Genomic DNA, 13,330 nt, shown 5'->3' with positions numbered 1-13,330 from the left:
ACGAGCGGCGCGTGGAGTCGGGGATTACGGAGGGGGTACTGCAGGGCACATGCAAGCATCGGGAATCACCTAATTGTTGTTGTAGATGGGCCGGAGAACGTCAAGCGCGTTCGTCCTGGCCGACCGGTCTGTCGCCGGCGGTGAGGTGATGCTAAACGGGGAAGCTTTCAGCCAGCTTTCGCTGCACTCCGCGAGTTGACGATCGGGAATTTGAGTTATCGACCTCGGATGCGGTCAGACCCCTACATAACCTGGAGAATGCTCATGAGTGAATTGCATACCGGTGGATGCCATTGCGGCAATCTGCGTTACCAGCTCGATGGCCCCGTGGATGACGTTGCCCACTGCCACTGTTCGATTTGTCGGCGCACGTCAGGCGGCATCGTGATGACGTGGACCAGCGTGCCGGTCGAAGCCTTCAAATGGCTGGCGGGCAGTCCCACTACTTATGATTCAGGTGCGACGTGTGTGAGGTATTTCTGCAATAACTGTGGGGCGCAGATCGCACTGTTCAGCCGCAACAGTCCGGAGACCATGGACGTGACCATCGCGACTCTTGATCATCCGGAGCTGACGCCTGCCGATCGACACATCTGGACCGACAGCCGCCTGCCCTGGCTGCACCTGGACGAGCATTTGCCGGGTGAGCCCGGGGAAACTGCCTGAATCATTGCCGGCCGTGCCGCTGCGCAACGATCAAGGCAGCTCCAGCCCGCCCGCTGCCTTGTGCAATGCCCGCAGGTGCTCGCCGACCTGCTTGAGGTTGTCTTCGGTCGCTGCAATCTCGGCGGCGCGGTCGGGATCAAGCAGCGCCCTCACCTCTGTGTCCAGATCGCCGCTGAGCCGTTGCAGCTGTTTCTGCCGCTGGCTGCTCTCGTTTTCCAGACGCTCCCACTCGCCTTCCTGCGGCAGACCGTAGCCGCCGCTGCCGAGCAATTCTGCGGGGCGACTCAAAAATCCGCTGTTGGCCAGAATGTCCTGCAGCGTGCCGGTCGCTTTGGACACGCCGTTGTCCTTCTGCTCCACGGCACTGAGGTATCGCTGCTTGACCTCATCCTGCGCCAGCAATAATTGACGACGCAGCCCGGCCTGCTCCAACAGCAACATTGCAGCGCTGGTGCGCAAATCGGCCTGGGCAAAGTAAGGGCGTCGCTCTTGCGGTGTCAGAGCCAGCCAGTCTTCCACTGTGGTTTGCTTGACGCGGGTGGTCTTGCGCAGCACATCGAACATCGCCTGATAACGGTCGCGGTACGAGTCGAAGCGGTAGCCCATGCGCAGCGCTTTCTTGGGATCGTCCAGCACGCTGGTGTCCGCCAGCCCCCTGCCCTTCAGCACTTCCAGAAGTCCGTTGGGCATGATGCTGTCCAGCCCGACAAGCCGCGGATCGTTAGTGCCACTGCGCAGCAACTTCAGGTTTTCCACCGCGCAGTTATTGGACAGGAACCAGTAATCCCCGTCATAGGCCCAGTGCATCTCCGCAGCGTGCTGAACCAGACCGTTGATCTCTTCACGGGACAGTTTCAGCGGGACCGAGGCCAGGCCGCGCAGTTCGGTCTTGGTGTACTCATCGATCACCTGACCCAGCGGCAGGACAAACAGGCGCGACGGATACTTGCCGGTCAGGCCGCTCCAGCTGGACAGTTGCAGGTCGTTGACAAAAGCGCGATACGACAGCACCAAATGCTGATCAAGGTCGAGTCGGCAGTCGGGGCCACGCGGGCGACCGGGCTTGCAGATCACCAGCCGCAACATGCTATGGCCCCAACGGCTCGCCAGATTCTGGTTGGCCTCGGCCAGCAGGTAATCGACTTCGTACACCCGCTCGGGGTCGAGCTTGCCCAACGGCTGTCGGGCGAAGTCGTTTCCGGCGTTGAGGTAAGGATAGGACGTCGGACACTGATCCTTCGTCGCGGGCGCCCAGTCGAAACGAGCCTTGTAATAGTCGTACAGCGCCGGACGGCGACAGGCGTAGGCGGGATCGAGGAGGAAATACTCCATGTTCACCGCAACGAATTCCAGCGGGCTGCTGATTTCGTAGATGTCGGGGCTGCGCGCGACCTGGCCATTGCGCTCTTCCCTGTCACCGCGGCGGCCGACGTATTGCGGCCATCCCGCCAGATCCAGAAGGCGCGGATCATCACTCAACGTGAAGCGTCGGTCGGTCTGTCCCCGGCAACTGTCACGCAGGCCGACTTTGCCCACGCTCTTGCCCTGCCGGGTACACGCGACAATCAGCTTGCGGTCTTCAGCGGACCAGAGCTGCGCGTGATCATAAATGTGGGTCAGCTCATGCAGCACCGTGGCGAGCATTTCTTCGCGCACGGTGCCATGAGGACGGTTGGTTCGGGTCGTTGCAGCGCTGCCGTCGGTCAGGCCTGCGAGCAGGTGCTGATTCAGGTCCAGACGGTAAGGGCCGTCTGCACGACCGTAGGCATTGGACGGCATGTCGTCGGTCCAATGCACTTCGACCTTTCTATCAAGCTTGCTGACAAACAGTGGCGGCAGGTGCGCCATGGCTTCGTCGAGCAATGTCTGGCTGGCCTTTTGTTGAGCAGGACTGAGCCCGTCGGTATGCAGCGACAGGCTGAGGTCGGCGAAGGCGCTCGTGCAGATCAGCGAGAGCGCCGACTTCAGCAGCCAGACAGCGAGGTGTTTCACAGTGCGAGGATGGCCTCGGCGAGGTCCTGATCGCTGGCGTTGCGCGCTTCAGGCAAACGATCGCGCAATGTCATGAAGGCTGCGTCGAGCAGTGCGCCATGGATATCACCGTTGCTGGCGACGTAGCTGGCGGCGTCGTCACGGGCTTCAAGCACGAGTTTCCAGTTGCGCACGGATGAGGTGGTGTCGGAGGTGAAATCGATGCTGCGGCCGAGGGCGCGAACGACGATGTTACTGGTGGCCTTCAGGGTTTGCGCCTGTGCCATGTCAGTCAGCAAGAGCAGGCCGAGGGCGGCAGCGATCAACGGGGTACGCATGGAACGTCTCCAAAATACGGAAGTTACAAAAAAGTGACTATTGGACGAGGATTGCCTGCGCCAGTTCAAGGTCGCTTGCATGAAGTTTTGGATGGGATTGACGCAGGTACGCCAGCGCCGATTCCAGTCGTGCTCCTCGCAGTTGGCCGTCACTGGCGACAAACACTGCAGCATCATCCTGGGCGGCAATTATCAACTTGCTATCGAACGGCCCTGTCGTCAGTTGGCTGGTGGCGTATCCGGTTTTGACCAGGCTTTGTGTGGTGACATCGAACGCCTGAACCTGAGTGGAAATACTCAAGGTGGCGATGACAGCAAGCACTGGGCGAGACAACGGATGCATGGCTATTCAGGGCTGTTCGGGGTCTGCGGTATGGGTTGCAAGGCTAGCGCAACACCCGGGCCAGAGCTAGTGCAAAGGCCCGGGCGTGGGCTGGATAAATCTGTCGCGGTACTGAATCAGATGGCAAGAATCGCCTGCGCCAGTTGCGCATCCGACGCTTGCAGGCCCGGTGCAACCTCGCGGATGTGTTGCAAGGCGCCCTGAAGCTTCACGCCACGGAGCTCGCCTTCGCTGGCAACGAAGCTTGCAGCGTCGTCGCGGGCGGCCAGGACGATCTTGTCGTCATGAAAGGAGGAGGAAATTTTTGACGTGGCATTGGACGAAGCATCGAGCGCACGGACAATGGTGTCGGTGGTGACCACGAAACTGGAAGCCTGGGCTCCAGTGGCGGCAACGATCAGGAAAGCGGCACTTAACAGACGAACGCGGGACATCATGTAGGCACTCCAAGATAACGGGATTCGAAAACCACTGACGCTTAAATCGGAAGCTCAGCGATAGCTGTCTCGCGAGTGCGTGCTCAAGGTGGCGCAAGATTAGCTTATAAGCGGGCGCGCGAACCATCCCGGCCTTATGCCAGTTGCCGCGATACAGCCCATACCCGCTTAAATCGCACGTAATTATTAGGCTGTATGGGTGTGTTGAAAAGGTTATGGAAACTGTACGGGTTGGGGTTGCCTTGCTATTTCTCCCGCCTGAAGCGACAAAACCCGTCAGCAGTAACCTGCTGACGGGTTTTGTTTGAACAATTCGGGTTGCTGGTGAGAGGCACGTGGCCTGGGACCAGCAGACGCTAGATTAGCGCCAGAACGGCTTGCTCAGCTCTTCGTAACGCTGGGATTCGCTGATACCGGCGTCAGCCAGCAAGCGTGCATCCAGATGAGCCAGCTGATGACGGCTGGACAGGCGACGCTGCCAGAGCATCAGGTTGGCGAACATGCGCAGCGGCAACGAGGCTTGTGCGGTTTTTGCGGTGTCTTCGTAGAACAGTTCGGAACTGACGGTGCGTTCCATGATGCTTCTTCCTTCCGCTTGTGGCGGGATTAGAGAGTGACTTGATTGGTGACAATATTCCTCTCATTGCCCTTCTCTCTCTAGACACAGTTCATTTGTATTGTGCTGCTCCAGTTAACTGTTAAAGACCACTGTTTTGTTCGGAAGTGGGGCAACTGTACGGGTCTGCACCAGAAGTGTGCTTTTTGGATACTTGCACGGATGATTTGCGGTTTTACATCAGCCAAATCACCCGTACAGCAGTACAGTTTTTGCCGGATTTGCGTTCAGTTCGCGAACTGTGACGACGAAAGGTCTCCTCCACGTTGAAACTGTGTGTTCAGATCGCCAACATGCGGCCGGTTTCTTCCAGGTTCAGGTGCCAACTGAGTGCATCCCGCAGAACGTGCGGAGTGTGACCGCCAATTGCGCAGGCGCGGCGGAAGTAGTCATTCAGCGCCTCGCGATAGGCCGGGTGCACACAGTTGTCGATGATGACCCGGGCGCGTTCGCGGGGCGCCAGGCCGCGCAGGTCTGCCAGTCCGATCTCTGTCACCAGAATGTCCACGTCGTGCTCGGTGTGGTCTACATGGCTGACCATAGGCACCACACTTGAGATCGCCCCGGCTTTGGCGATGGACTTGGTCACGAAAATGGCGAGATGGGCGTTACGCGCGAAATCCCCCGAACCCCCGATCCCGTTCATCATCCGCGTGCCACCCACGTGTGTGGAGTTGACGTTGCCGTACAGATCGAACTCCAGGGCGGTGTTGATACCAATAATGCCCAAGCGGCGGACAACCTCTGGATGGTTCGAGATTTCCTGAGGACGCAATAACAGTCTGGATCTGTACTGCTCGAGGTTTTCATAGACCGCAGCATGCTTACGCTCCGACAGCGTCATGGAGCAGCCCGAAGCAAAATCCAGCTTGCCCGCCTCGAACAGGTCGAACGTTGAGTCCTGCAGCACTTCCGAATACATGGTCATGCCATGAAAGGGCGAATCGATCAGCCCTGTCATGACGGCATTGGCGATCGTGCCTACCCCGGCCTGCAGCGGCATCAGCTGATTGGTCAGGCGGTTCAGCCGCACTTCGTTCTTGAAAAACTCGACCAAGTGGCCCGCGATAGCCTGAGTGTCGGTGTCTGCCGGCAATACCGTCGACGGCGAGTCCGGTTGATCGCTGATCACGATCCCCACGATCTTGGCCGGATCGATCTTCACGGCCTGGCTGCCGATTCGGGTGTCCGTCTTCAGCACCGGGATCGGCAGGCGTGTTGGTCGGTAAGTGGGTATATAGATGTCATGCAGTCCCTCGAGCTCCAGAGGCTGGGCGAGGTTGATCTCGATGATCACGTGTTCGGCAAGGATGGCGAAGCTCGCCGAGTTGCCAACGGACGTGCTGAGCACCAGGTGCCCTTCCTCGGTGATCGCCACACATTCAATCACGGCGATATCCACGGCCTTGATCTGGCGATTGCGCAACTGCTCGACGGTGTCCGACAGATGCTGGTCGATGAACATCACGGTGCCGTCGTTGATGGCCTTGCGCAGGGTACTGTCGACCTGAAACGGCATGCGCCGGGAGAGCACGCCGGCTTCGGTGAGTTGCTTGTCCAGATCGTTGCCCAGGCTGGCGCCCGTCATCAGGCTGATCTTCAGCGGAACTGTCTTGGCGCGTTCAGCCAGCGCCTGGGGCACGGCCTTGGCTTCGCCGGCGCGGGTGAAGCCGCTCATGCCGACGGTCATGCCGTCCTTGATCAGGGAAGCGGCGTCGGCCGCGCTCATTATCTTGCTCATCAGCGAGGGCAGACGGATTCGTTCACGGTGCATGTTGTTTGATCTCATGACAAAGATGCGTGAGCGAAGTCTAGAGAGTTGAAGCTTGTTCGTCCCGCTACCAAGGTCGCAATAGAGGCTCTAATTGGCACCTCTGCGCGAGAAACACTTTTACCCAGGCTGTAAAAAACCCTCGACCACTGCCTGCGCCGAGGGTTGTTTTATTGCGGTTTGCAGCGGTTATTCGATCGCTTTGACCATGTCCTCAATAACCTTTTTGGCGTCACCAAAAACCATCATGGTTTTGTCCAGATAGAACAGTTCGTTATCCAGGCCTGCATAGCCGCTGGCCATGGAGCGCTTGTTGACGATGATGGTCTTGGCCTTGTACGCCTCAAGGATCGGCATGCCGGCAATCGGCGACTTTGGATCGTTCTTGGCCGCCGGATTGACCACATCGTTGGCGCCAAGCACCAGGACGACATCCGCCTGACCGAATTCGGAGTTGATGTCCTCCATCTCGAACACCTGATCGTAAGGCACCTCGGCCTCCGCCAGCAGTACGTTCATGTGCCCCGGCATCCGACCGGCCACCGGATGGATCGCGTACTTCACCGTGACGCCCGCGTGGGTCAACTTTTCGGTCAACTCTTTAAGCGCGTGTTGGGCTCGAGCGACTGCCAGCCCGTAGCCCGGCACGATGATCACGGTATCAGCGTTGGTCAGCAGGAAGGTCGCGTCGTCAGCCGATCCCGATTTGACCGGGCGGGCTTCCTTGGTGCCGCTCGCGGCACCGGCATCTGCTGCGCCACCAAAGCCGCCACCGATCACGTTGAAGAACGAGCGGTTCATCGCCTTGCACATGATGTACGACAGAATCGCACCGGAGGAGCCAACCAGCGAGCCGGCGATGATCAGCATCGAGTTGTTCAGCGAGAAGCCAATACCCGCTGCTGCCCAGCCTGAGTAACTGTTGAGCATCGACACCACGACGGGCATGTCTGCGCCACCAATCGGAATGATCAGCAGCACGCCGATCACGAACGCGAGGATCAGCATGATGCTGAACGCGAACAGGCTGCCCGTCAGCATGAACGTGATGCCGAACAGCAGTGTTGCCAAGCCCAGAATCAGATTGAGTTTGTGCTGACCGGCAAACTGCACCGGCGCGCCCTGAAACAAGCGGAACTTGTACTTGCCCGACAACTTGCCAAAGGCGATAACCGAACCCGAGAAAGTGATCGCGCCGATTGCCGCGCCAAGAAACAGCTCCAGGCGGTTGCCCGCAGGAATCGGATCGCCCAGGTGGTGAACGATGCCCAGCGACTGTGGCTCGACCACGGCAGCGATGGCGATAAACACGGCTGCCAGACCAATCATGCTGTGCATGAAGGCGACCAGCTCCGGCATCTTGGTCATCTCGACGCGCTTGGCCATGATCGAACCGGCAGTGCCACCGACCAGCAGACCGATAAGGATGTAGCCGATGCCTGCGCTGGCACCGTCGGTGGACAACGCGGCCAGTTTGAACACGAGTCCGATCGTGGTGAGAACAGCCAGCCCCATACCGAGCATGCCGAACAGGTTGCCTCGACGCGATGTGGTCGGGTGAGACAAGCCCTTCAGCGCCTGGATGAAGCAAATGGCCGAGACCAGGTACAGCAATGTGACGAGGTTCATGCTCATTACTTGGCTACCTCGTCTTTTGCCTTGGGCGCTTTCTTTTTGAACATCTCCAGCATCCGCCGGGTGACCAGAAAACCGCCGAAGACGTTAACGGCGGCCAGCGCGACGGCCAGCGTGCCCATGGTTTTGCCCAGTGGCGTTACTGTCAGCGCTGCGGCCAGCATGGCGCCGACGATGACGATGGCTGAGATAGCGTTAGTAACCGCCATCAACGGGGTATGCAGCGCAGGCGTCACGTTCCAGACCACGTGGTAGCCGACATAAATGGCCAGCACGAAAATGATCAGGTTGTAGATACCGGGTGAGATGAACTCTTCCATTATTTTTATCCTCAGCCGTTCTTGCGGATGACTTGGCCATCGCGGCACATAAGGCACGCGGCAACGATGTCGTCTTCGAGGTTGATCTGGAACTGTCCTTCCTGGTTGAAGAGCAGCTTCATGAAGTCCAGCAGGTTGCGTGCATAAAGAGCAGACGCATCCGCCGCGACCATGGCAGGCAGATTCGTGTGGCCGACGATGGTTACGCCGTGCTCGACTACCACTTGGTCTGCCACTGTCAGCGGGCAGTTGCCGCCCTGCGCTGCGGCCAGATCAATCACCACCGAGCCGGGTTTCATCTGCGCGACCGTTTCAGCGCTCAACAGCACCGGCGCTTTGCGACCGGGAATCAGCGCCGTGGTGATCACGATGTCCGCCTGCCTGGCGCGCTCATGCACGGCCACTGCCTGACGCTGCATCCAACTGGCCGGCATCGGGCGGGCGTAACCGCCGACGCCCACGGCAGCCTCGCGCTCTTCGTCTGTCTCGTACGGCACGTCGACGAACTTGGCCCCTAGCGACTCGATCTGCTCCTTGACGGCCGGACGTACGTCGGAAGCCTCAATGACCGCACCCAGACGTTTGGCAGTGGCGATGGCCTGGAGCCCCGCAACGCCCGCGCCGAGAATCAGCACGCGCGCTGCTTTCACCGTACCGGCCGCTGTCATCAGCATGGGCATGAAGCGTGGGTAGTGATGCGCTGCCAACAGGACAGCCTTATAGCCGGCAATGTTGGCTTGGGAAGACAGCACGTCGAGGCTTTGCGCGCGCGAGGTGCGTGGCGCCGCTTCGAGGGCAAAGGCGGTGATCCCGCGCTCGGCCAGCCTGGTGATCATGTCGTTATTGAAAGGATTAAGCATCCCGACAACTACTGCGCCGCTTTTGATCAGCGGGAGTTCAGCGTCGCTGGGAGCGCAGACCTTGAGAATGAGTTCGGCACCGAATGCATCGGCGGCGCTGCCCACCAAGGCGCCTGCTGCCTCATAGGCACTGTCGGTCACGCTCGCCGCAATGCCCGCGCCGTTCTGAACAGTTACTGTGTGGCCTTGGGCGATGAGCTTTTTGATGGTCTCGGGAGTGGCGGCGACCCGGGTTTCACCAAGCTGGGTTTCGAGGGGGACTCCAATGTGCACGTCAAATCTCCTGCGTGATCTTATTGTCTTTAATGAGGCCAGCGCGATACGGCCCGGGGGCTGGAATTGCGATCACTACGCCCGTTAAAGCAGCCGGGCGCGGCATTTTGCAGGGGATGTCAGAGGCCTTCAAGGGTTTCTGTAACTGAACGAAAAATGTACTACAAGTCACCCTGTGACCGATTGACGCACTAAATCGCACAAGTGCCTGATGCTAATGATCTTTTATGAATTTTTAGTCCGCAGATGGCTTCCGACGACGAAGTTATCAAATGACCTAAAAACAGGCTAGAGGGCTCTATTCGTATGACTATTGGGGCGTTAGGGTCTGAGCTGAGAAGTGTGTCGTAAATGCGACAAATCAGGATATCTGTAGGTTTTGAGGTGTGAGCACTACATGAAATCTTCAAGACGCAGATGAGTGTTTAAGGCAGCGAGTAAGTGTCGGCCTGTTGAATCAGCCAGTCGCGAAACGCTTTCAGGGACGCCGATTCCGTTTTGCGCTCCGGAATCATCAAGTAGTACGCCTTGGTGCTCGAGAGATGGTGCGGATTGGCAATCACCAGGCGCTTCTCGGCCAGTTCATGCTGAATAAGAAACGGCGGGATGAGCGCCACACCCATGTCGTGCATGGCGGCCTGCGCGAGCATTGAGAATAGCTCGTAACGGGGGCCTGTCATGTCGCGGGCCACGCCCATGTCCAGCGAGTTGAACCATTGCCTCCAGGCGTACGGCCGAGTGGTCTGCTGCAGCAGCGGCATCTCAGCCAGTTCTTGAGCGCTGATGCTGTGGCGTCCCCCAAGCAGCACGGGGCTGCAGACTGGCATCGGGTTTTCGCCCATCAGTCTGTGGGATTCGGTACCGGACCAGTCAGCATCCCCAAAATAGATAGCCGCGTCGAATTCGGTGTCCGCGAACAAAAAGGGGCGCGTGCGGTTGGTCAGGTTGATAGTGACGTCAGGGTGTTTCTTCTGAAAATCTTTCAGGCGCGGCAGTAGCCATTGCGTGCCGAATGTAGGCACCACCGCGAGTTCGATCGCATTGACGCCCTGATGACCCATCACTGACAAGGTGTCGCGTTCAACGGCATCGAGTTGCGTCGCAATGCGTCGGCTGTAGGAAAGGCCCGCCTCTGTGAGCTTTACGCCCCGTCGCGAGCGTCGGAACAGGCCGACATTCAAGAACTCTTCCAGGCTGGCGATCTGTCGGCAGATCGCGCTCTGGGTCAGCGAAAGCTCTTCGGCCGCCTTGGTGAAGCTTTCGTGCCGCGCCGCTGCCTCGAAGCTTACCAACGCAGCGGTGCTAGGGATTTTACGGCGCATGTACCTTTGCCTCACACGGAAGGGCGGACAGACTGCTGATTGGTGTGCTTCGGAGTGAGAAATTAGCACAAGATGATGCGAAATCGTCGTTTGCTCCTTTGAAGGGTTCAGGCCTAGGCTCGCTCCATTACTTTTCCGGCAGGTCCGGAAGCGCATTGGGTGAGGAGAGAATCATGAGCGGCAAGGCAAGTTTCAGTTGGATCGATCCCCTGTTGCTGGACCAGCAACTCAACGAAGAAGAGCGCATGGTCCGCGACAGCGCCGAGCAGTTCGCCAGCGACAAACTGGCGCCGCGTGTGCTTGAGGCCTTCCGGCATGAAAAGACAGATCCAGCGATCTTCCGCGAGATGGGTGAGATAGGCCTTCTCGGAGCCACGATCCCGGAGCAGTACGGCGGTAGCGGTCTGAACTACGTGTGTTACGGCTTGATCGCTCGCGAGGTCGAGCGCGTTGATTCCGGCTACCGCTCGATGATGAGCGTGCAGTCCTCCCTGGTCATGGTGCCTATCAACGAATTCGGCACTGAAGCGCAAAAACAGAAGTACCTGCCAAAACTCGCCTCCGGTGAATGGATCGGTTGCTTCGGCCTCACCGAACCCAATCATGGTTCGGATCCGGGCGCGATGATCACCCGCGCGCGGACCGTCGAAGGCGGCTATCGACTGACCGGTAGCAAAATGTGGATCACCAATAGCCCGATCGCCGACGTGTTCGTTGTCTGGGGCAAAGATGACGCTGGGGACATCCGCGGCTTCGTATTGGAAAAAGGCTGGCAAGGCCTGACTGCTCCAGCGATTCACGGCAAAGTCGGCCTTCGCGCTTCGATCACCGGCGAGATCGTGATGGACAACGTGTTCGTGCCGGAAGAGAACATCTTCCCGGACGTCCGTGGTCTAAAAGGGCCTTTCACGTGCCTGAACTCCGCCCGCTACGGCATCTCTTGGGGCGCCTTGGGGGCTGCCGAGTTTTGCTGGCACACCGCGCGTCAATACACGCTGGACCGTCAACAGTTCGGCCGTCCGCTTGCGGCCAATCAACTCATCCAGAAAAAGCTCGCAGACATGCAGACCGAGATCACGCTGGCGCTTCAAGGCTGCCTGCGTCTTGGCCGGATGAAGGACGAGGGCACCGCAGCCGTGGAAATCACCTCCATCATGAAACGCAACTCCTGCGGCAAGTCGCTGGACATCGCGCGTATGGCCCGTGACATGCTGGGCGGCAACGGCATTTCTGATGAGTTCGGTATCGCCAGGCATCTGGTCAACCTGGAAGTGGTCAATACCTACGAAGGTACTCATGATGTCCATGCGCTGATCCTGGGGCGCGCGCAGACCGGCATCCAGGCCTTCTATTAAGGAGCCTGCAATGGGCGCTTTATCGCATTTGCGTGTGCTGGACTTGTCTAGGGTGCTCGCCGGCCCGTGGGCAGGACAGATTCTGGCTGACCTGGGTGCGGAGGTGATCAAGGTCGAGCGCCCGGGCAATGGCGACGACACGCGCGCCTGGGGACCGCCCTTTCTGAAGGATCCGCGCGGAGAAAACACGTCCGAAGCTGCCTACTACCTGTCTGCCAACCGTAACAAACAGTCCGTCACCATAGACTTCACTCAGCCTGAAGGGCAGAGGCTGGTTCGGGAGCTGGCGGCGAAGTCCGATATCGTCATCGAGAACTTCAAGGTTGGCGGATTGAAGGCTTACGGTCTGGACTACGATTCGCTGCAGTTGGAAAATCCCAGGCTTATCTATTGCTCGATTACCGGGTTCGGTCAGACGGGGCCCTACGCCAAGCGGGCAGGTTACGACTTCATGATCCAGGGGCTCGGTGGGCTAATGAGCCTTACCGGCCGGGCCGAGGGTGAAGATGGCGGGGGGCCGGTCAAGGTCGGCGTGGCGCTGACGGATATTCTGACAGGGCTGTATTCGACCTCCGCGATTCTTGCTGCTCTGGCGCATCGGGATCAGGGAGGGGTTGGTCAGCACATCGATATGGCATTGCTGGATGTGCAGGTCGCCTGCCTCGCGAATCAGGCGATGAATTACCTGACGACAGGCGTCTCCCCAAGGCGACTGGGTAATGCTCATCCGAACATCGTGCCCTACCAGGATTTTCCCACTGCCGACGGCGATTTCATTCTCACGGTTGGGAACGACAGCCAGTTCCGCAAATTCGCAGAAGTGGCCGGGCAACCGCAGTGGGCCGTCGATCCGCGATTTGCGACCAATAAGCAGCGCGTGGCGCATCGTGCCGAACTGATCCCGCTGATTCGGCAGGCCACCGTCTTCAAGACCACGGCCGAATGGGTCATGGCGTTGGAGGGGGCTGGCGTACCGTGTGGGCCTATTAATGATGTCGCCCAGGTATTCGCAGATCCGCAGGTGCAGTTCCGCGGTTTGCAGGTGCACTTGCCGCATGCGTTGGGCGGGACGGTTCCTCAAGTCGCCAGCCCTATCCGTTTATCAGCGACGCCTGTTGAATATCGGCGTGCGCCGCCGTTGTTGGGAGAGCATACGTGGGAGGTTCTCACCGGCGTACTGGGCTTATTAGACGCTGATGTGATGAAGCTGCGCGAAGCGGGTGTTGTTTAAGAGCTAATGCTCTGGCGGGTCTGATTGGCTGGTCTCTATATAAACAGAAGGAAGTACAGGATTTCATTGGAGTTTTAGCTTTTTCAGTAAAAGTTCAAATTAGGTGTTGACGCCCCTCTGGATCTGTCTATAATTCGCCCCACTTCCGGCGCAGACGAAACGGAAAACTCCTTGATAATCAAAGAGTTGGAC

Annotated in this window: 13 protein-coding genes; 3 read left to right on the top strand and 10 right to left on the bottom strand. The window is 58.8% G+C overall.

Annotation, left to right across the window (positions count from 1 at the left end; genetic code table 11):
• Positions 1–264 precede the first annotated feature (264 nt).
• The gene (locus tag BBI10_RS08255) at positions 265–666 is read left to right on the top strand and encodes a GFA family protein (RefSeq protein WP_065987897.1); all 402 of its coding nucleotides are present in this window, start codon (positions 265–267) and stop codon (positions 664–666) included.
• A gap of 30 nt (positions 667–696) precedes the next feature.
• Here the strand turns inward: BBI10_RS08255 and BBI10_RS08250 are convergent, their stop codons facing one another.
• The 10 genes from BBI10_RS08250 to BBI10_RS08205 all read right to left on the bottom strand — a co-directional run bounded on the left by BBI10_RS08250 (position 697) and on the right by BBI10_RS08205 (position 10,552).
• Entirely contained in the window at positions 697–2,658 is a 1,962-nt protein-coding gene (locus BBI10_RS08250; RefSeq protein ID WP_065987896.1) for a DUF4105 domain-containing protein, read from the bottom strand.
• The gene (locus BBI10_RS08245; protein WP_065987895.1) at positions 2,655–2,975 is read right to left on the bottom strand and encodes a DUF2388 domain-containing protein; all 321 of its coding nucleotides are present in this window, start codon (positions 2,973–2,975) and stop codon (positions 2,655–2,657) included. Before BBI10_RS08245 ends, BBI10_RS08250 begins: the two co-directional genes overlap by 4 nt.
• Before the next feature lie 37 nt (positions 2,976–3,012).
• Positions 3,013–3,318, bottom strand: coding sequence for a DUF2388 domain-containing protein (locus BBI10_RS08240; protein WP_065987894.1), 306 nt, complete (start codon positions 3,316–3,318; stop codon positions 3,013–3,015).
• 116 nt (positions 3,319–3,434) lie between these two features.
• Positions 3,435–3,752 carry a DUF2388 domain-containing protein gene (locus BBI10_RS08235; protein ID WP_065988269.1) on the bottom strand — a complete coding sequence of 106 codons (318 nt, stop codon included), beginning with the start codon at positions 3,750–3,752 and terminating at the stop codon, positions 3,435–3,437.
• 364 nt (positions 3,753–4,116) lie between these two features.
• Positions 4,117–4,332: a DUF1127 domain-containing protein gene (locus BBI10_RS08230; RefSeq protein WP_065987893.1), complete on the bottom strand. Its 216-nt coding sequence runs from the start codon at positions 4,330–4,332 to the stop codon at positions 4,117–4,119.
• Positions 4,333–4,651: 319 nt separating this feature from the next.
• Complete coding sequence (locus BBI10_RS08225; protein ID WP_065987892.1) at positions 4,652–6,145, bottom strand: acetyl-CoA hydrolase/transferase family protein; 1,494 nt, start codon at positions 6,143–6,145, stop codon at positions 4,652–4,654.
• Positions 6,146–6,331: 186 nt separating this feature from the next.
• Positions 6,332–7,777 carry an NAD(P)(+) transhydrogenase (Re/Si-specific) subunit beta gene (locus tag BBI10_RS08220; RefSeq protein ID WP_065987891.1) on the bottom strand — a complete coding sequence of 482 codons (1,446 nt, stop codon included), beginning with the start codon at positions 7,775–7,777 and terminating at the stop codon, positions 6,332–6,334.
• The gene (locus BBI10_RS08215; protein WP_065987890.1) at positions 7,777–8,097 is read right to left on the bottom strand and encodes an NAD(P) transhydrogenase subunit alpha; all 321 of its coding nucleotides are present in this window, start codon (positions 8,095–8,097) and stop codon (positions 7,777–7,779) included. The genes BBI10_RS08220 and BBI10_RS08215 overlap by 1 nt, the downstream gene beginning before the upstream one ends.
• Positions 8,098–8,108: 11 nt before the next feature.
• Complete coding sequence (locus tag BBI10_RS08210) at positions 8,109–9,230, bottom strand: Re/Si-specific NAD(P)(+) transhydrogenase subunit alpha (RefSeq protein ID WP_065987889.1); 1,122 nt, start codon at positions 9,228–9,230, stop codon at positions 8,109–8,111.
• Between the two features lie 425 nt (positions 9,231–9,655).
• Entirely contained in the window at positions 9,656–10,552 is an 897-nt protein-coding gene (locus tag BBI10_RS08205) for a LysR family transcriptional regulator (RefSeq protein ID WP_065987888.1), read from the bottom strand.
• A gap of 173 nt (positions 10,553–10,725) precedes the next feature.
• On the opposite strand from BBI10_RS08205, the gene BBI10_RS08200 reads away from it, so the two are divergent.
• Complete coding sequence (locus tag BBI10_RS08200) at positions 10,726–11,907, top strand: acyl-CoA dehydrogenase (RefSeq protein ID WP_065987887.1); 1,182 nt, start codon at positions 10,726–10,728, stop codon at positions 11,905–11,907.
• A gap of 10 nt (positions 11,908–11,917) precedes the next feature.
• On the top strand, positions 11,918–13,138 hold the full coding sequence (locus tag BBI10_RS08195; protein WP_065987886.1) for a CaiB/BaiF CoA transferase family protein: 1,221 nt from the start codon (positions 11,918–11,920) through the stop codon (positions 13,136–13,138).
• The last annotated feature ends 192 nt before the right edge of the window (positions 13,139–13,330 follow it).

The organism is Pseudomonas graminis, from assembly GCF_001705435.1.
Taxonomy (GTDB): Bacteria; Pseudomonadota; Gammaproteobacteria; order Pseudomonadales; family Pseudomonadaceae; genus Aquipseudomonas; species Aquipseudomonas graminis_B.
Note: the sequence above shows the minus strand (reverse complement) of the source record. Positions and strands in the feature narration are given on the sequence as shown.